Below are 19,003 nucleotides of genomic sequence, written 5' to 3' on the forward strand. Positions count from 1 at the left end.
GGACGGTTGGGCGGTTAAGTAATTGAGAATATGTGGTTTAACGTTGGCCCAATCAGTTGCCCAGTCTGGGTTAAGAGGCCCAGCCCGGTCCATGACATCGTCTCCCTCATGGAGCAGGAGGTGAAACGAATAAATCGGTTGCGAACGAAAGACCACAGTGTCCGAGACAACCACTGGATAGCGGTCAGCAAGGCTCTGGCCTTGGAGTTTGGTGACCCAGCGGATGGTGCCGGTAGTTGCGTCCAGCGCGACGGCCTGGATGGCTTCGGTACCCACAAAGACCGTCTGCTTATCCACACTGAGAGCGGGAGAGGTCAAGATTGGCGCGCCGAGGTCCCGTTCCCACTGGCGAGCGCCGTCCGTCAGGCGCAGTGCGGTCAATTTGCCGTTCTCTGAAGCAACGTACACCCAGCCGCGGCTTTCATCCATCAGCGGAGCTGTTGAACTGGGGCCGGTATAGACTTGCCAGCGCAGGGAGCCGGTGGCAGCATCCAGAGCGTAGGTATAACCTTCCTGAGTGCTGAAGACCACCGTATCGCTCATAACTCCGGCCGAATGACGGATAGGGCTGTTAACGGCGTAACTCCACAGAGGGGCGCCGGTAGAAGCGTCGCGGGCATACATCACACCATCCATGCTTCCAATGAAGAGCCGTCCAGAGGCAACAACCGGCTGAGCGCGCGAAGCAAAAGGTGCCTCGTACCACTTCCAGGTGTAGCAATACGGTGGATCCACCTGCTGAGGGCTATAATTGGTGCGCTGGGCGTCGCGCCCTAATTGTGGCCAATCCCCTGGCGCCGGTCGTGGTGGGGCTTCAGGAGGCGCTCTGAGGACGCTGAAACCCAGCAGGAGGCTGCTTGCCAGCCCGAATAGCCAGCGAAGAGCAACGCTTCCTCCCCGAAAGCTTGAGGGACCTCCAAACCTCAGGGTCAGAATCGGCTTCCTCATCTCCTTCTTTTCCAGGACACCAGAAGGAGGTCACACGTCATAGGTAACAAACTCGTCAGTGCAATTCCTCGTGCAGGTTTAGCGAGCTTTATCCATAGGGCGCATTCACTTTAAAAAGGCCAGTTCGTAAAAGTGCGAGATGGCCAGAACCCTGGCTCCAATCCCTTTGCTCAGGTCTTCCAGATTCAGGTTATCCAGAGTCAGCTGCTCCCTGGCATCCAGCATAACCTTCGGGATTACCACCGAACCGCCCTCAAACCTTTCACGCAAAGCTTCTATTAAGTCCTTTCCAGCCAAGAGGCCAGAAACGGTAACAGTCGGGCCGAAAAGGCGATTCTCAATGGCCACCACTTCCATTTGCGAGCCAGTAAGGCTATTGAATTCCTCGGCAATCTTTTTCACAAGCGGGAAGGGCATTGTTCCGCACGCCGCCATTCCCTTGAAACCCAAAGCAGGAAGCGAGCTCCTGTGCTTCTCCCAGTTATCCAGGAAAAGCCTGGAAAGGCCTACTCCGTTCTCCAATTGAGGGAAACCATCGTATTCCACAGCGGGCGGGATAGGGAGATCCGTCATGAAATACCACTCATCGGATAAATAAACCAGGCCCTTTTTCAAGGAGCGGCGGAAACGTTTCTGGCGACTTAGCACCAGAGCCACAACTTCTTCAGCCTCAGGGCGGGTATACGGTCGGAGCCCCGGAGGGCAGAACTTAGTCACCCCCACTGGCACCACAGCAATGGACTGGACAGTGGGATGAAGAGCCGAAAGCTCATCAATAGTGCGCTCAAGGTGCGGGCCATCGTTCCTTCCGGGGATAAGCACAACTTGAGCGTGCACAAGGATCCCGAGCTCGCCAAGGCGTCGGATTTGTTCCAGGACATCTGGGGCAGAAGGATTGTTCAGAAGCTCTCGCCGTAAAGTTAGATCGGTGCTGTGGACGGAAACATAAAGAGGGCTAAGGCGCTGCTCAGCCAGGCGTTCCCAATCTTCCTCCGTCAGGTTTGTAAGGGTTATGTAATTGCCGAAGAGAAATGAATAGCGGTAATCGTCATCTTTTACGTAGAGGCTTGGCCGGAGCCCCCGGGGAAGCTGGTGGATGAAACAGAAATCGCACTGGTTCGGGCATCTCCTTATCCCATCAAAGACCGGTTCCTCAAACTCCAGACCCCACTCCTCTCCATACTCCCTAACCGTCCGGATGACAAAGGGCTCTCCTTCCCTTTCTCCGACTATCTCCAGTTCTTCTTCTGCGGTGTAAAAATTGAAGTCAATAACGTCCCTTAAAGGGTGTCCGTTAACTTTTAAAAGGCGATCTCCAGGTTTAAGGCCAAGCCTGTGGGCCAGCCCCCCAGGTTCTACCACCTTTATTAACCCACCTCTCGCCTTCACACCCCCTCCAGAATCTGCATAACAGCCTGAGCGCATTTTTCCCAAGAAAAGCTGGCAGCCCTTTCCCTGCCTTTTAAGATTGTTTCTTCCGGCACCCCCTCCCTCCAGACTTTTACCATAACCCGGGCCATTTCTTCAACGTCTAATGGATCCACCAGAAAACCTATACCTTCGGCCAGCTCGGGCAGGGAGGAAGTTTTGGAGCACATAACCGGGACCCCACAAGCCATCGCCTCTAATACCGGGAAACCGAACCCCTCGTAAAGGGAAGGGAAGACGAACAGTTTGGCCCCGCTCATTAAAGCCATAAGGTCGTCCCTGGGGACATACCCGGTCAAGATGAGGTCTTCCCGGGGGGCGGGAATTGCCTCCTGGTAGAGCCATCCCGGCTTGCCCGCCATTACCAGCTTCACAGGGGCTGAAGTCTCCTGACGGAAAAGGGCGAAAGCTTCCACCAGGCGCTTAAGGTTCTTTCGGGGCTGGATTGTGCCTACGTAGAGGAAATAATCCCCTTCAATACCGTAGCGGCTCTTAACTTTCTCTACTCGCCTCCTATCCATGACCGGTTTCACAGCGGGGTCAAGTCCCGGATAAACCACGCGTATTTTGCCTATAGGCACACGGTAAAATTTCACCAGATCTCCGCACGTGGCTTTGGAGTCGGCAATTACCACTGAAGCCACCAGAGCATTGTAGCGGGTTGAAAGGTCAAGGTAAAGCCTCTGGAGGAAAGGGTGAGCTTTGGGGAAATATTTGAAGCCGAGGTCGTGGATGGTGACCACGGTGGTTTTGGGATGGATCAGGGGGATAACGTGGGCAGGAACGAAAAGGACGTCGGGCGGGTAAAGGGCCATTTCCAGGGAAAGGCGGAAGTGGGTCCAGAGGCGAGGGAATGGGATGACCCGGAACTCCAAGCTGGAGAACCCCAGAAGCTCAATGTAAAACTCCTGAGGGGGAGGAGAGTTGAAGTAGAGGCGCAGGGTGTTGCGGCGAAGTTTTGCTAAATATTTTATGAGAAAACGGGAGTAATTTTCCGTCCCTGTGGGAGAAGAGGAAACAGCCCTGCTGGCGTCTATCCCTATGAGCACTGCTCTTCCTCCAGGGCTTTTATCTTGGCGATGCGGCGGTAATGTCTATCTACTTCGGAAAATTTCGCGTTGAGGAAGGTTTTGACTATCTCAAAGGCAACTCCTTTCCCCACCACCCAGGCTCCCAGGCAGAGGATATTGGCATCGTTGTGTTCCCGGGCCATGCGGGCGGTAAAAATATCGTAGCAAGCGGCAGCTCTTACCCCTTTTATTTTATTGGCCGCTATGCTCATCCCCACACCTGTCCCGCAGATCAAAATTCCAGCATCAGCTCTGCCTTCGGCTACTGCGCGGCCCACGATAGCAGCGAAATCAGGGTAATCGGAAGGCTCAGCGGAGTAGGTGCCAGCATCGTAAACCTGGTGGCCGAGCTCCCTGAGGAGCTCTATCACCTCCTGCTTGAGGTTGAATCCAGCATGGTCCGAGCCTACCGCGATGCGCAATTTTCCTCCTTTGTCCACTTTTTAGCTTTGAGGACTCTTTTACCGATAGGGGGATGGGAGTAGAAAAGAATTTCAGCCCAGCGAGGGGGGAAGGCCTCGGCCAGGTTCTGGTCTGCCAGTTTTACCATTGCCGAGGCGAAGGCTTCAGGATTCTGCGTGGCCTTGAGGGAGTAATCATCGGCCAGGGATTCCCTCCAGCGGGAGTAAGCGGCGGTGATGGGGGTGGATAGGAAAAGCAGGACCCCCATGGTCCCGGCCAGGAGTGGGAAAGCAGCCAGGTCTTCTACCCCTTCATAGCCCATAAGCCGGACGAGGGTCGGGAAAATCTGGCCCGTAGCCCAGAAGATGAAGAGATTAAGGAAAGACTGAAAAGCAATCCCCCAGGCTATATCGCGGTGAATGTGGTGGGCGAGCTCATGGGCTAAAATGGTCTCAATTTCATCGGGAGAGTAATCCTTAAGCAAAGTATCGCCCAGGAGGATACGGCGAGTATTTCCCCAACCCACCAGAGCTGCATTCCCGGCCGTGGTTTTGGCCGAAAGCTCTAAAGTAAAGATGCCCCTAACCTTCGTGCCCGCCCTCTCCGCCAAGCGCATCAGCCTGGATTTAAGATCCTCATCTTCTAAAGGGCGGAAGGGGATGAAAAGGGGGAGGATCAGCACTGGAAAAAGGTTGGTCAAGATCACGGAAAAGAAAGTGAAGGCCACCCACGCCCAGAGCCACCAGAGGTCAGGAGATTTAGCCAGGAGTAAATAGAGGAGTTCAGTAGCGATGACGCCAAGGACTACCGCCAGAGCACTGGCTTTGAGCTGGTCCGAAAACCAACTTTTCAGAGATTGAGTGGAAAGGCCATAGCGGTGCTGGAGGACAAACCCTCCATACCAGGCCAGTGGAAGGCCCGCTAGCCAGTAAAAGGCATAAAAGGCAAGGAAATAAAGGGCTATAAGCACCTCCCTCCTCGGAGCAAAACTTTCCAGGACTTCTTTGAGCCAGGTGGATAGGCCTCCAAAGAGAAAGAGGGCCAGAATTAAAGCCCCTTGGGCTAAATCCAGGGCAAAGAGGAGGTAACGCTTCCTGGCGTATTCCTTGGCTTTCTGCTGGCGCTCGGGATCGAATTCCAAATTCATCGCTCCTCCAGTTCTATGCCTTCCTTCCACAGGAGGGCCGCTGTTATTCCCATCCCCTCCCTCAAAGCCCCTGTGAAAGAGCCATCGTGGATAAATCTAACGCCACAGGAAGGGCTGCGAGCCTTCAGGATAGCTTTTATTACCCCAAGCTTCTGAGCCAGAGCCAGAGCTTTAAAAGCTCCCCTGAGGAAAGCTTCGGTGACGTCAATTCCATCGCGATTTATGACTCTTGCCTTCCCTTCCAGGACGTCTCGACCGTCCCCACCCTGGATCTCTGCAGGGGCCCTGGGGACCGGTAGCCCTCCAGCTACTTCGGGGCATATGGGAACAGCAAGCCCCTCTGCTATCATCCTCTGAATTTCAGGGTCCGGTGAGCTACTCCCATCGTAACGGCATGGGATGCCCGCAAGGCATGCGCTAACCATTATAATCCCAGCTCCCATCTTTCTGTTACCTTTTCCGGGAATTGTCACACTCTCTAAAGGGTGCGATGCAATACCCCAGAGGCCATCTGGAGATTGCACCATCGCAAAGGTCTTTCCGATCGGGAATACTCAATCCGCTGGTTTCAGTTGCAGAACTGCCACTGCCAGGCCCATAAGGAGCCAGAAAAGGCTCACAGAGTGGGGGAAATCCAGGTTGAAAAAGTAATGGTCAAAGATTCCCCCCACAAGGGCTCCACCTATAGCCCCCACAAGCCCCATCAGGATGGGCTCCATTTCCGGGTCTGAAGCTATGGCTTTCCATCTTTCCAGGAAAAGGGAGAAAAACCTGCCCACAATAGACAGGAAAACCAGAACTCCAGGTATGCCCATGTATTCGGCCATGAGGAGGTAGAGGCTGGAAACACCGATGTAAATATCAATGTCAGGGGTTCCCGAGAACCCGACCCCGAACCAAGGGTAGCGGGATATTAGAATCAGGGCATCCTTGTATTCGCCGAAACGCATCCTGGTGGCCAGGTCTTTCCCTGCCAGGCCAGCTTGGAGCCTCTCAAGGTAGGGTTGGGCCTGGGGCAGGAACAACAGGAAGATAGCTGCCAGGGCCACTAACGCGAAGATGGCCCTGTATCGGATGATGCCTGTAATCATGAGAGCAGCCACTAGGCCCAAAAGGGCGCTCCGGGAATAAGTAAGGTAAAGGCAGAACCAGAGAATACCCAGCGAAGGCAGGATTAAGTATCGGGGCAGTAAAGGCTTGCGAGCGAAAAGCTGGGGAGTAAAAAGTGCGATGGCTATCATAATTGAGCCGCCCAGGACGTTGGGGTCAATTGAGGTGCCCACAGCCCGCAGGGGTAATTCTGGATTGTTTTCCACATAGCGCAGCACGCTCCACCCTGTTGGGTATCCAACCCGGCCCAGAGCCGAAAGGAGACGGACGGCCGTATAGCTGGGAAGGAAGTAGAGAACGATGGCAATGATAGCCTCGGCCAGGGCAAAAGCCCCTATGGCCCCCACCACCTGCTTCAGCTTCACCCTATCTTTCAATGAATTTACCACCACAAAGACCAGGGCTATGGCCAGGAGTATTTCTACGAAACGCCTCAAAACTGTAGCTGTAAGGTCGGCATGGGCGAGGCCCGCCACAAAGGAAGCGCATGCCAGGAGGATGAAAACGATCACAAAAGGGCCAATGGGTGAACCTTCAATCGGGTTTTTCCTCAGAGCAGCTCCCGCAATCCAAGCACCGAAGACCAGAAGGAGAGCTGCGTCCAGGAAAGTGGGATAAAAACCAAGCCTCAAGGGCAAAACCCCGAAGGGTAAAAGGTAAATGATGGCTACAAGCCCGAAGAAGCCCCAGCGTATGTCTTTCAGAGTAAGGATAGAACCAACAATGGCTATGGTCAAACCCCAGGCAATCAGGGGCGAAAGGAAAGAAATATAAGCGCCCCCACAGAGGGAGACAAGAAGGAAAAGGCCCGCCAGAGCCCATGCGGCCTTTGGGTTTTGAGAACGCAAAAGGATTCTCTGCAACCTTTCCATGGTTCACCTCTGATGGAAGTATACCACTGATAGTCTAACGCGGCAAAATTTCGAAGATTGGAAAAGGGAAGCGAGGCTTCCATCCGGGAAAGCCGGAGGGGGATAACCGCATCCTGCCCATGAGGAGCGTGGGGCTCGCTTAAAAGGGTGGTTCTACGATGGCGGGTCCTTTGCTTTGTCTTCAGGCCCGATTGTGGTAAAATTTTCACAAAGTCACCCGCCTTACCCGGTAGAATGATGGAAAAGCCTTGCTTTAAATCAGTAGGCATACTCTACCACCCCCGTATTCCGGCTTCCCCGGAGATGGCGGAGGAAATAAGAGCTTTCCTTCAGGAAAGAGGCATTGAATCCTGGGTCTGCTCTGCGTGGGATGAGCCAGGGATAAAAATAAGGCTTGAGGGAACCTCCATGCTCATCACTCTCGGAGGCGACGGGACCATTTTGAGAGCTGCCAGGGTTTCCGTCGGCCACAATGTTTTGATCCTGGGGTTAAACCTGGGGAGGCTCGGATTCTTGGCAGAAATGACCCCCCAGAACTGGCAGGAGGTCCTTTCCTCAGTGCTGGCAGGCAATTACTGGACTGAGGAGAGGATGATGCTTATGGCTTCCTTCCTGCGAGGAGGAAAAGTGAAAGCTTCCTATCACGCTCTCAATGATGTGGTGGTGAGCCGGGGAACTCTGGCCCGCATCGTGCATCTATCCACCTATATCGACGGTTATTATTTCACCACTTATCACGCTGATGGCCTTATAGTCTCCACCCCCACGGGTTCCACGGCTTATGCCCTGGCTGCCGGAGGCCCTATCCTTCCTCCTGAACTGCACAACATTCTCCTCATCCCGATAGCACCTCACCTGTGCCTGGACAAAGCAGTAGTTCTTTCAGAAGGTTCTTGGGTTCGGATTATAGTTTCCACAGACCATCAGGCAATCCTCACGGTGGACGGACAACTGGAAGTAAACCTGCGGGATGGGGACGAGGTTAAAGTTCAGGCCAGCCCTTATTTGGCTTACTTCGCAAGGGTGAGGGAACGCTCCTACTTTTACCAGACCCTTCTGGAAAGATTGAGGGAGAGCTATTGATGCTGGAGCGCTATGCACGGCCTCAGATGCTCAAGATCTGGAGCCTGGAAAACCAGTATCGCAAATGGCTTGAGGTGGAGATAGCCGTGTGCGAGGCCTGGGCCGAGCTGGGTATTATCCCCTTTGAAGCCGTTGAAAAGATAAGGAGCCGCGCCCACTTTGACCCCGAAGAGATCGCCAGAATTGAAGCCCGGACCCACCACGATATGCTGGCTTTTCTGGAAAATGTCTCCAGCTACGTGGGAGATGAAGCCCGTTTCCTCCACTACGGGCTTACTTCTTCCGATGTAAAAGATAGCGCTTTAGCTTTGCAGTTAAAAGAGGCCATGGATTTAATTTTATCGGATGTGGACGAAGTCATCTCTGAACTCAAAGCCCAGGCTTTCCGCCACAGAGATACCCTGATGATGGGCAGGACGCACGGGATTTTTGCGGAGCCCATAACCCTTGGGGTGGTTTTTGCCCGCTGGACCTTTGAAATGTTCCGCCATCGGGAAAGGCTTAAAGCTGCCCGGGAGGCCATATCGGTTGGGAAATTCTCCGGCGCAGTGGGAACCTATGCATCCCTAGATCCAAGGGTTGAGGAGATAGCGTGCCGAAAGCTGGGCCTTAAGCCCGACCCCGCCTCAAGTCAGGTCATAAGCAGGGATCGCCACGCTGAATGTATCTGGGCCATGGCCGCGACGGCTTCCTCAGTGGAAAAATTTGCCCAGGACATCCGTCACCTCCAGAGAACGGAGGTAGGGGAGCTGGAAGAGCCTTTCCTTCCCGGACAGAAAGGCTCTTCGGCGATGCCTCATAAGCGCAATCCAATCCTCGCTGAGAGGCTCTGCGGAATAGCCCGCCTTCTCAGGGGACACCTCATTTCAGCTCTGGAAAATATGCCCCTCTGGCTTGAAAGGGATATGAGCCATTCAGTGGTGGAAAGGTTCATTTTCCCCGAAGCTTTTTGCCTGCTGGATTACCTCCTGACCCGTTTCGCCTGGCTTGTCCGTAACCTCAGGGTTAACCGGGAAAAGATGAAGGAGAATCTATCCCGGAGCCTCGGCCTTTACGCCTCCGAAGCAGTCATGATGGCTCTGGTGGACAGAGGCATGAAAAGGGAAGAGGCCCACGAGCTGGTTCAGAAGTTAGCTATGAAAGCCTGGGAAGAGAGGAAAAACTTCGGCGATTTGCTCAAAGCCTCCCTTTCTCCGAACCCTTTCACCCCTGAGGAAATTGATTCCTTCCTGGACCTCAGACGATATACCCGCCACTGCGATGTGATTTTCCAGAGACTGGCGGAATGCAAAGAGATTTAACCAACCATGCAGAATTTTCTGGCTTTTCTCTGGGGAGGGGTGATAGCCGTTCTCGGCGGATTGATCGGCCTGGGTGGGGCGGAGTTCCGCTTGCCCGTTCTGGTGGGCATATTCAAGTATCGCACTCTGCAGGCGATCGTCATTAACCTGGCCATAAGCCTGGTAACGGTGGTTTTTTCCTTCATATTTCGGGCCAGTTTCACCAGGTTCAGCCATATATCGGCCAACTTTTACATCATCCTCAATGTCCTGACCGGGTCTCTCCTTGGCGCATACATCGGTGTCAATTTCGCTACTAAACTTAACGAGCAAATTCTAACCCGTGTCGTGGTGGCTTTTCTGCTGGTGCTGAGCTTCTTGCTGATCAGCCATGCCTTCATCGCCAGTTTACCCGGCCTTCAGTTACCCCTAAGCCTGCGGATTTTGCTGGGCTTCACCGCCGGGATCGTGATCGGAATATTCAGCAGTATGCTGGGTGTTGCAGGGGGCGAAATAATTATCCCCACGGTCATGATCGTGTTTTCGGTTGACATAAAACTTGCAGGCTCCCTTAGTCTGGCTATAAGCATACCCACCATTATTATGGGGCTCATGAGGTATCATCGCCAGCGTAAATTGGGCGAGATTTACGCTCACCATGGGTTCATCGCCTTCATGGCCGCCGGTTCAATTCTCGGGGCTCTGGCTGGAAGCTATCTTCTGCGGTTTGTGTCCAGCGGGTTTCTCCACGTCTTGCTTGGGATGATCCTTTTCACTTCAGCGCTCAATCTGCTTCGGCGCAAAAGGGCACATCTTGCCGTTTAAACCTACTTTTTGAAGTTTGGGCTTTTGTGGCAGAAGCGTTATACTTTGTGAAGGCTGCCTGTAAAACCCTTGCTTCGTCAAGCTGAGTTTATCAGTGGTGGTCCCTTGCGTTTCCCGATGCTCGTATTCGGGCACTCACACGGTGCGGAGAAGGCTTTCCTGAGCCACAGGCGGGCAGTCACCTTTAATGCCAGAAGACAAGTGGGTAGAGCGTTGATAGCTAACGGTTTCTACCGTAGAGGCCATTGCGATGGCGCAATCTCCCGATGGCTTTCGGGGATTGCCTTGGCCCCGAGGGGCCCGCAATGACCTCCGGGAAAAGAAGGGAGGAGGCAATTCATGAAGAGAAAGTTCACGCTTTGGCTCTTAGCGATTTCTGGCGCTGTTCTTGGCCTTTCTATCCTCTGGCTTGCCCTATCAGCTCCCACAGCAGCAGGGGGGCCAACTTATGTTTACGGTTCCATCACGACCGATACGGTGTGGCTCAGGGCCAATAGCCCATACATAGTAATTTCAACGGTTAAAGTGGAGAACTCGGCTGTACTTACCATAGAAGCAGGCGTGGAGGTAAAATTTCAATCTGGCCAAGGACTAGAAGTTATGCCTGGCTCCAGGCTGATAGCGGTGGGCACCAGGACCGAACCCATAACCTTCACTACTGCTCTCGCTAATCCAGTCCGTAAAGCCTGGAGTGGAATCCGCTGGTTCAGCAGCCATAACCGCTTGGAAAATGTCCTGATTGAGTGGGCCCATTACGGGCTTCTCTTCGAACCCGGCTCCAGAGACAACACCGTGGTTGGGGTCACCTTCCGCAATATCGGCGATTACGCTGACCCTGGCTCGGAAGGAGCTGCTGTCTTCGGCACCGTTGATAACAGTTCCATCCGTCACTGCGTTGTCCAGAACGTTGAACACGGCTTTTACCTCATCAAATCCTTCAACAACTACCTCTCAGACAACATTATAGATGGCTCCGATGGAATAGGGATTGCTCTTAAGGGCGAAGCCGCCATTGCTTCGGGCAACCGCATTATCAACAACCTCATAAACAACTGCGGGGGCGAAGGCCTTTACCTCTCCATGCAGGGAAATGCCACCCTCGCTGGAAATGAAGTCCGCTATTCGGCTTATAGAAGCTCCGTTACCGGTGCCAGTATAGCTGGTATTTCCGTTCAGCAGTTAGTTACCCGACCTGTAAGAGGCGGCGTCGCCATTGAAGGAAGCCAGAATATCACTCTTCAGGCTAACCGCATCCATCACAATGGAGCTGAAGCAGGCCTTTACATTTCAAACACTACCGGGGTTACGATCAGCAATAACTTCATCTACCTGAACAGCCGCGAGGGCCTCCGTCTCCTTGGTTCATCGGCTATTCTGGCCTACAACAACGCCTTTTATGGGAACGGCGGTTTTGAATGGGCCGACGTTGGCTCGCTTGCGCCGAATGCGGTGGGAAACTGGTGGGGCACCAATTCGCCTCAGTGGGGTGTGGAAATCACCGGCACAGCCAATTATACACCCTGGGTTACCTTTGCCTTCACTGCTACTCCCCGTTTTCTCCCCGCCGATGGGCTTTCCAAAGCTGCCTTGCAGATAGCTCTGGTAGATGGAATGGGGCACCACGCCCCCGATGGCTTTCCGGTTTACCTGGCAGCCAGCCTGGGCAATCTATCCACCTTTGAAGTGACCACTACTGCCGGATTGGGCCTGGCCTACCTCCAGGCTCCCCTTCTCCCCGGTGTATCCTACATCACCGCCACAGCTCCCATGACCATGATCCTCTACGACTGGGTAAGCTTTGTCCCCATGGCAGCTTACACTCTGGACTTAACCGCTTACCCCAGCACTGTCCCAGCCGATGGGACAACGCCTTCCACTCTGGTGGCATGCGTGAGGGATCCTTCAGGCAGACCAGCTCCCGATGGAACAGTGGTGGTCTTCACCACTACCCTTGGCTCCTTCCCCGGAGGGTTAAGTTCAACCCCCATACCCGCAGGAGTTATGCCAGTAGAAGCTGAAACCGGAGTAGTGACCAAAACGGGAACTTGGCTCGCTTATTCCGACCCCTCGGCCAGCGGTGGGGGAGGAGTTCGCTCCAATATTGCCGACAGCAAACTTACCTGGACCTACACGGGTACCGCTTTCTCCATACTTTTCCAGAAGCAGCCCGATGGGGGCATCGCTCACGTCTACCTTGACGGTTACCTTTATGCCTCAGTAGATACCTACAACCCCATTACCCTTTACCAGCAGGAAATAACAGTGGCCACAGGATTGCCTTGGAAAATGCACAATTTGGAAGTAATGGTGACCGGGCAGAAGAACCCCTCCTCTTCCGGTTATCAGGTCACAGTAGATGCTTTCAGAGCTTACGGGGTCGGCCGCAATAACGCTTACCTGACTTCCGGCGGCTGTGCTACCACAACCCTTACTTCTGCCGTGTCGGGAACAGCCAGCCTTCTTGCCTGCGCCGAGCGAGCCTGCGATACAGCCCTGGTCAACTTTACCGGAAGGCGGTATTTCGTCTATCTGCCCCTCATCCTCAAAGGTCTAGCGGTTCCAGTATGTCAGGAATTGGTGGTTAATGGTGGTTTTGAAACCCAGGCGGGCTGGATCATTGGAGCAACTCCACGCCCTGCCAGATATGTCACAAGCAACGTGCGCTCTGGAAGTTATTCTATCCTCCTGGGGGTGCTTCCCACTGAAACTGATGTCCACGCCTACTCTTCAATCCGCCAGCTCATAACTCTGCCGGCAAACACTACCATTACCCTCACATACTGGTATTACCCCATCTCTCAGGGTGACCTGGGCGATAAGCAACAGGCGCTTCTCCTGAACAAAGACGGTGGTCTGCTGAAAGTCCTTTGGGAGGGCAACGAAAACGATCCAGCTTGGAAGCGCCGCACTTTCAGTCTTACGGATTACGCCGGGCAGAGCGTTTACCTCTATTTCAACGTCTTCAACGACGGCGATGGCCTGGGCAGGGCAGCCATGTATCTGGATGATGTTTCGGTGGAGGCGTGCTCCATCGCTGCTCCTCCTCCCACCCCTACACCATGCCCCACTCCCACACCACCTCCCCCTTACGGATGCTACCCTTACATCATGGCCGCTCGTTTCACGGGCGATGCCCCGCACGGGGTAGCCATAAACAAAAATGCGGGCGAAATCTATGTGGTCAACAACCAGGCTGGCACCATGACTGTTTTCAGCGAGACCACCTACAGTGTTATAACCACTGTCCATGGTCTGAACCATCCCAACGGTGTGGCCTACAACCCCGCCAACAACCACATTTACGTGGCTAACAGCGGAAGCGATAGCGTATCGGTGTTTGACGCTTCCACCCGCAGGCTAATAAAGACCATCCCTGTAGGCGATTCCCCCAATGGTGTTGCTGTTGACCCCGTCCTCAACCGTATCTATGTAGCCAACTACGGTAGTGATACCGTTTCCATCATAGACGGCAGTCTGGATATTGTCACCAGAACTGTGGCTGTAGGGGATGAGCCGGCGATGATTGCTGTAAACCCGGTTACCCATAAGGCCTATGTAGCCCTTCACGGAGCTGGACACATTGCTGTCATTTACCCTGACATGAGGGTGAAGGACGTGGACATATACAGCGCTGGTCCCTACGGCATTGCAGTGGATCCAGTCCGCAACCTGGTTTACGTGGTCACCATTGACACCTACCGCATCGTGGCAGTAGATGGCAACGAGGACAAGTTCCTGGGCTGGGCAGAGGTGAGGAGGGAGCGGGATGGCACTCCTGCTCCTTTGCGCCAGATTGCGGTCAACCCTTACATCGGCACCTCTGGCCACATCTACGTAACCACTACCGGAACCGACGGCCCCTTTGACAAGGTGCTTATGTTACCCAAGGGCTGGCCTGAATACTTCGCCCGGCCCTATGCCCTGGACATGGGCTCTGGCTCTGACCCCAGGGAGGGTATTGCCTTTGATCAAAATCGCTCCCTGGTTTACGTAACTCTCAGGGGGAAAGACGAATTGACGGTTATACAGGATGGCGAACCCGCCTGTTTCCAGAACTTCTCCATCGGGCAGGGCAGGCTGACTTTCGGGGAGTTCTTCCTGAAGATATGCGTGTTTGAGGGCGGAAGATGCAAGTGGATTACAAAATAGCAGCGGACGCCAGAGCCTAGGTCTTTAAGGGACGAAAGGAAACGCTCGCAGATCCCTCAGACGAACGGTGAAAAGCGATCTGGGAGACCACGAAGGGGGCGAAGTAACTCGTAGAAGCCTCTTAGAGATTGTGCCTCGGTAGGGGTTCTTTGGGCGCTTCGCCCCCTTGCAGTGGTCACAAAATCCGGGCAATCTGTGGCTATTGCAATTAAAAACCCCTGAATTAATAACTAATCCCGAGACGGCGCTTAAGAGCAGTTTTTACAATTTCAACTTCATCCCAGGGATATTCCACAGTCCCTATGGACATGGACTGCTCGTGGCCTTTGCCGGTAAAGAGAATGAGATCACCCGGCTGGGCACGGGCTATGGCCCACTCAATAGCTTCTGCGCGGTCAGGGATGATTACATACCCTTCGCCTTCGCGGCGGCCTGCCAGACGGCATCCTTCAGCAATTTGCCTGATAATCTCGTTCACGTCTTCCGTCCTGGGGTCATCTGCTGTAAGGACTGCCAGATCGGCCAGGCGACCGGCTATTTCTCCCATCATGGGTCGCTTGGCCTGGTCCCTCAGCCCAGGACAGCCGAAAACCACAATCAGCCTCCCTTTCGTCCAGGGACGGCAGGTCTTCAGGACTTCTTCCAGGGCCCGGGGGGTATGGGCAAAGTCCACAATCACCATGAAATCCTGGCCCAGATCGACTTTCTCCATCCTCCCTTTAACCCTTTCAACCTTTTTAACCCCTGCCTCTATGGCTTCATAGGGTATGCCCTGGGAGAGAGCTACAGCGGTAGCGGCTAAGATGTTGTAAACATTGAAAAACCCCACCAGTTGGCTTTCAATTTCAAATTCCCCCTGGGGAGATACCAGTGTGAATTTGAGCCCGGCGGGGTGCGTGTTAATATCCTTGGCCCTCACTTCTGCTGAAGGACCAAGGCCATAAGTTAACTGGGAATCAGCGGGGATGGCCAGGAAATAGGGAGCAGAGGGATCATCAACGTTTATCACTGACACTTTGGGGACCTGGGGCTTCCGGAAAGAAGTAGACAGGCTCCGAAAAAGGAGGGCTTTGGCCTCACGATAGGCTTCGAAAGTCTGGTGGTAATCCAGATGTTCATGGGTTATGTTAGTGATTACAGCTACATCAAATTCGCACCCGGTCACCCGGTGCTGGTGGAGGCCGTGGGATGTAACTTCCAGGACAGCGTATTGGGCTCCGAACTTCACCATTTCCGCAAGGTAGAACTGGACATCGGGTGCTTCCGGGGTTGTGGTGTGCAGGCCTGTATCATAAACGCTATCGCCTATGCGGGCGTTTATTGTGCTGATCATCCCTGCTTTGTAGCCTGCCGCTTCCAGAATAGAGTGAATCAGATTAACGGTGGTGGTCTTGCCATCGGTTCCGGTCACCCCGATAACCCTGAGTTTACGTCCAGGGTGGCCATAAAAAGCTGCTGAAAGGAGAGCCAAAGCGTAGCGGGAATCTTTAACCTGAAGATAGGGGACAGGAAGGTCGTAGACTTCTCTTTCCCCCGCTACTGCTCTGGCACCTTTTTCCAAAGCTTCGGGGATAAATTGATGGCCGTTCAGGTTGAGGCCGGATATCGCTACAAACATTTCTCCGCCTTTAACCATGCGGGAATCGTGGGTTATACCCGATATTTCCGTGTCGGTGGAGCCTGTGGCCTGGATAAGGAGGCCAGCGTTCTGCAATTCTTCCACTAAAACTTTGAGCTTCATCTTCTTTCCCCGAGGAAAATGTTGAGGATTAAGCTAACCACGCTGATTACTATAGCACCCCACAGGGCTGGGATAAGCCCGTGAATGTAGAAGGGGAAGCCCAGTTGCTGCCCTATCCAGGCGGTTAGGGCTAGCATTACAGCGTTGAGGATTAAGGTAAAGAGGCCCAGGGTTAAAACTATGAGGGGGCAAGTTAAGAACCTCAAGATAGGTCCTATCAGGGCATTGACAATCCCAAAGATTAAAGCCAGAAGCGCCAGCCCTTGCCAGTTTCCGCGGTATTCAATCCCGGGGACAAGCTGCACAGCTGCCCACAGGGCCACAGTGTTTATGAACCATCTAATAAGAAAGCGGCGCATTTTTTCCTCCGTTTAATCGATGTAAATTTCCACCCTTTCCCCCTCCTCTTCGTCCTCCACATCCACAATTTTACCCTGCATCCCGGCCCTTATTTTTTCCCATATCTCTTCCCACCGGGGTGAGAAACGAGAGCCAATGCTGAAGCCGAGGTTTACAAGGTGTAGAGGAATGTTGACGTTCACCCTTTGTTTGCCCGTTCGCAGATCGGTAACCCTTATGCGGAACCAGCGCTCTGGAGGGGGTTCGCGCCGACGGGAAGCCTCAAGAGCTTCCAGGAGCCTTGCGGCTTCTTCGGCTGTTATTTTTCCTTCCTCCAGCATTTTGAGAATTTTCATCCTTTCTTCATCCATAGCTCAGCACCTCCTTGTTAGCATATTCCAGGTCCAGCCGCATTTGGAGTAACACCCTGGTCGTTTTAAACCCGGCCCTTTCCAGGACCTGGACAAGTTCCTGGTATTCAGCGGGGATTTTGGTGTAAGCTATGCCTCTGAAGGGTTTCGTTAGAGGCTTGAGGATTCCTTCCGCCAGGGCCTCTTCCACTTCACCCCGGGCCTGGGGGTGGATCAGGAACTGAAGCTTATGCCTTTTGCCCAGCAAACTTTTCCAAAGGGCAGCGGTAGCCACCATTGAGTTTTCTCTCAAAACCATAACATGGTGCAAATCCCAGCCCTGGACCAGGTAACCCAGCCGATTGAGGAGGGGGTTGAAAGAAAGGGGCTGAAAGCCTTCGGGTCTGGGCCTCTCAAGCCACAGGAGGCCTGGGGGTATAGAAACCATGGCTAATTTGTATTCATCTTTCCATCGGGATAAATCAAAGGCTAAGGCTTTCTCGCCCGAGGAAAGAGGAAGCCTGGCTGTGCTTTCAAGCTCCATTTCCACCACTTTCCCCAGCTCCTCAAAACCCAGGCTTCTGTAAAGAGAAATGGCTATGGGGTTATCATCCCTAACCTGGAGAGTCACCCACCGTCCGCCCTGGTCCCATATATAAGAAAGGGCCGCCTGCATCAGACGGCGTGCTATCCCTTTGGAGCGATAGGGAGGAGCCACTGCCACATTGCTTATGTGCCATCGGTCCCAGCCCGTCCGATTAACGGAAACGTTACCTGCCACTTTACCGCCTTCATCCCAGACAAATCCCCTGAACTCCCCCTTTAAGGCTGAATCCAGAGCAAAGAGAAGGCCACCCAATGGCCCTGCTTTTCCGATAAATCGCAGTTCATGAATAAACTCACGGCCCTCCTGGTTCAGATCCGGCCCGAAAGCTTCCTCCAGGAGGTCCGCTAATCCTGCGAGGTCTTTTTCAGGCCTCATTACCCTTATGAATCCCAAAGCTTCTCCTTATCTCTCCAGAGCTTTTAAAAGGGCTGCGCCTTCTTCACTTAAAACTTGAGGAATCGGAGCTTATCATTGCAGGCTGATGGTCTAAAGGGGCGTTCACCTTCAAGGCGAGCCCGGCTTCTTCCAGAGGGATGTGGGCTTTTATAACACACCTTTTCAGGATTTCCATCGCATTTCTTTTGAGCCTTTCCAATCAAATTTACGGGCGATGGCCTGGGTCGGTGAGTTAAACTGTTCCACAAACATTCGCCACGTGCTCACTCATGGCTCACACTTCCCCTGAGCCGTCTTATAGCCTCTTCGACCGTTATCTTACCCTGGTCGAGCTCTTCCAATATAGTTTTCCTTTCCTCTGGTGTGGGCTGGGCCTCCTCTTTTACTTCGTAACCCAGGGCTTTTATCACCTCAAGAAGGCGAGCTCTTGCGGTGGGGTAAGAAATCCCGAGCATTTCCTGAACTCTGTTGAGCTTCCCTTCACACCGGAGGAAAATCTCCACAAACTGAATCTGTTCTGGATTAAGGCGGTAGAGCCTTCCGAGGTCGAAATTTCCTTCCATCACAGTTCCACATCCCGGGCAACGGAGCGCTTTCACCACCATTTGAGTGCCACACACCGGACAATTCCCTATCACCCTCCTCATAGCAGGCCTCCCCTTTTGATAGAATTATAAGCGGTTGCTTCAACTTTGTCAAGGCGATTTTAACAATATTGAGCATATACTTAAAGTTTATGGGCGAAGCGAGCATTCTCCTGCCCGGGTTAAGGGATAGAGACTCTGGAAAACTTGAAAAACGCCCATTAAAAGGGAACGATTCAGGAAACGGGGTAAATTGAGGCTCCAGGGGCAGAGCTCCCTGGCAGGGAGCGATCACCAACCTTTAGCACTTCGCCCATGAGTGGGACCCTGAACCGTGGCAAACCCTATGCCCACGAGGGCGGGGAAAAATCGGGGGTCCAGGGGGCAAAGCCCCCTGGCAGGGGGTCTGGGGGATGTGCCCCCAGAAACCTTAAAAGGGAGCGATCACCCACCCTTTGCGACCTGCCCACGAGTGGGACCTTTAACCGTGGCGAACCTTGAGCCCACGAGGGTGGGAAAATTGGGGGGCCCAGGGGGCGAAGTCCCCTGGCAGGGGGTCTGGGGGATGTGCTCCCAGAAACTCAACCCTATGGTGCCACTGCAAACAAAGCAACCTCCTATGATAAATCCCTCCGCCTGCAGCAGGACTCTGGAATTACACCCTTTGCCAAA

The 19,003-nt window shown here is 53.6% G+C and carries 17 protein-coding genes; 4 read left to right on the forward strand and 13 right to left on the reverse strand.

Annotation, left to right across the window (positions count from 1 at the left end):
• The 7 genes from NZ653_07215 to NZ653_07245 all read right to left on the reverse strand — a co-directional run.
• The coding region (locus NZ653_07215; GenBank protein MCS7286903.1) for a PQQ-like beta-propeller repeat protein at positions 1-948 on the reverse strand (948 nt) is incomplete at its 3' end.
• Positions 949-1,053: 105 nt separating this feature from the next.
• Complete coding sequence (locus NZ653_07220) at positions 1,054-2,337, reverse strand: DUF512 domain-containing protein (protein ID MCS7286904.1); 1,284 nt, start codon at positions 2,335-2,337, stop codon at positions 1,054-1,056.
• Positions 2,334-3,425, reverse strand: coding sequence for a glycosyltransferase family 4 protein (locus NZ653_07225; protein MCS7286905.1), 1,092 nt, complete (start codon positions 3,423-3,425; stop codon positions 2,334-2,336). Before NZ653_07225 ends, NZ653_07220 begins: the two co-directional genes overlap by 4 nt.
• A complete protein-coding gene (gene rpiB / locus NZ653_07230) occupies positions 3,416-3,868 on the reverse strand; it encodes a ribose 5-phosphate isomerase B (protein ID MCS7286906.1) in 453 nt (150 codons plus the stop codon). The genes NZ653_07225 and rpiB overlap by 10 nt, the downstream gene beginning before the upstream one ends.
• Positions 3,853-4,995 (reverse strand): M48 family metallopeptidase, encoded by a 1,143-nt coding sequence (locus NZ653_07235; GenBank protein MCS7286907.1) that lies wholly within the window; start codon positions 4,993-4,995, stop codon positions 3,853-3,855. Before NZ653_07235 ends, rpiB begins: the two co-directional genes overlap by 16 nt.
• Positions 4,992-5,426 carry a DUF523 domain-containing protein gene (locus tag NZ653_07240; protein ID MCS7286908.1) on the reverse strand — a complete coding sequence of 145 codons (435 nt, stop codon included), beginning with the start codon at positions 5,424-5,426 and terminating at the stop codon, positions 4,992-4,994. Before NZ653_07240 ends, NZ653_07235 begins: the two co-directional genes overlap by 4 nt.
• Before the next feature lie 123 nt (positions 5,427-5,549).
• On the reverse strand, positions 5,550-6,977 hold the full coding sequence (locus NZ653_07245) for an O-antigen ligase family protein (protein MCS7286909.1): 1,428 nt from the start codon (positions 6,975-6,977) through the stop codon (positions 5,550-5,552).
• A 234-nt stretch (positions 6,978-7,211) separates the two neighbouring features.
• On the opposite strand from NZ653_07245, the gene NZ653_07250 reads away from it, so the two are divergent.
• The 4 genes from NZ653_07250 to NZ653_07265 all read left to right on the forward strand — a co-directional run bounded on the left by NZ653_07250 (position 7,212) and on the right by NZ653_07265 (position 14,314).
• Positions 7,212-8,060, forward strand: coding sequence for an NAD(+)/NADH kinase (locus NZ653_07250; protein MCS7286910.1), 849 nt, complete (start codon positions 7,212-7,214; stop codon positions 8,058-8,060).
• Positions 8,060-9,361 carry an adenylosuccinate lyase gene (gene purB / locus NZ653_07255; GenBank protein ID MCS7286911.1) on the forward strand — a complete coding sequence of 434 codons (1,302 nt, stop codon included), beginning with the start codon at positions 8,060-8,062 and terminating at the stop codon, positions 9,359-9,361. The genes NZ653_07250 and purB overlap by 1 nt, the downstream gene beginning before the upstream one ends.
• A 6-nt stretch (positions 9,362-9,367) precedes the next feature.
• Positions 9,368-10,165, forward strand: coding sequence for a sulfite exporter TauE/SafE family protein (locus NZ653_07260; GenBank protein ID MCS7286912.1), 798 nt, complete (start codon positions 9,368-9,370; stop codon positions 10,163-10,165).
• 339 nt (positions 10,166-10,504) lie between these two features.
• The gene (locus NZ653_07265) at positions 10,505-14,314 is read left to right on the forward strand and encodes a right-handed parallel beta-helix repeat-containing protein (protein MCS7286913.1); all 3,810 of its coding nucleotides are present in this window, start codon (positions 10,505-10,507) and stop codon (positions 14,312-14,314) included.
• Between the two features lie 223 nt (positions 14,315-14,537).
• Here the strand turns inward: NZ653_07265 and NZ653_07270 are convergent, their stop codons facing one another.
• The 6 genes from NZ653_07270 to NZ653_07295 all read right to left on the reverse strand — a co-directional run bounded on the left by NZ653_07270 (position 14,538) and on the right by NZ653_07295 (position 18,394).
• On the reverse strand, positions 14,538-16,055 hold the full coding sequence (locus NZ653_07270) for a UDP-N-acetylmuramoyl-L-alanyl-D-glutamate--2,6-diaminopimelate ligase (GenBank protein MCS7286914.1): 1,518 nt from the start codon (positions 16,053-16,055) through the stop codon (positions 14,538-14,540).
• A complete protein-coding gene (locus NZ653_07275) occupies positions 16,052-16,414 on the reverse strand; it encodes a phage holin family protein (GenBank protein ID MCS7286915.1) in 363 nt (120 codons plus the stop codon). The genes NZ653_07270 and NZ653_07275 overlap by 4 nt, the downstream gene beginning before the upstream one ends.
• A 12-nt stretch (positions 16,415-16,426) precedes the next feature.
• Positions 16,427-16,765 carry a hypothetical protein gene (locus tag NZ653_07280; GenBank protein ID MCS7286916.1) on the reverse strand — a complete coding sequence of 113 codons (339 nt, stop codon included), beginning with the start codon at positions 16,763-16,765 and terminating at the stop codon, positions 16,427-16,429.
• Positions 16,758-17,744, reverse strand: a complete 987-nt coding sequence (locus NZ653_07285) for a GNAT family N-acetyltransferase (protein MCS7286917.1) — start codon at positions 17,742-17,744, stop codon at positions 16,758-16,760. The genes NZ653_07280 and NZ653_07285 overlap by 8 nt, the downstream gene beginning before the upstream one ends.
• Before the next feature lie 46 nt (positions 17,745-17,790).
• Positions 17,791-17,922, reverse strand: a complete 132-nt coding sequence (locus tag NZ653_07290) for a hypothetical protein (GenBank protein MCS7286918.1) — start codon at positions 17,920-17,922, stop codon at positions 17,791-17,793.
• A gap of 88 nt (positions 17,923-18,010) precedes the next feature.
• Positions 18,011-18,394, reverse strand: a complete 384-nt coding sequence (locus NZ653_07295; protein ID MCS7286919.1) for a DUF2089 domain-containing protein — start codon at positions 18,392-18,394, stop codon at positions 18,011-18,013.
• Between the last annotated feature and the right edge of the window lie 609 nt (positions 18,395-19,003).

The organism is Anaerolineae bacterium (assembly GCA_025062375.1).
Lineage (GTDB): Bacteria > Chloroflexota > Anaerolineae > SpSt-600 > SpSt-600 > SpSt-600.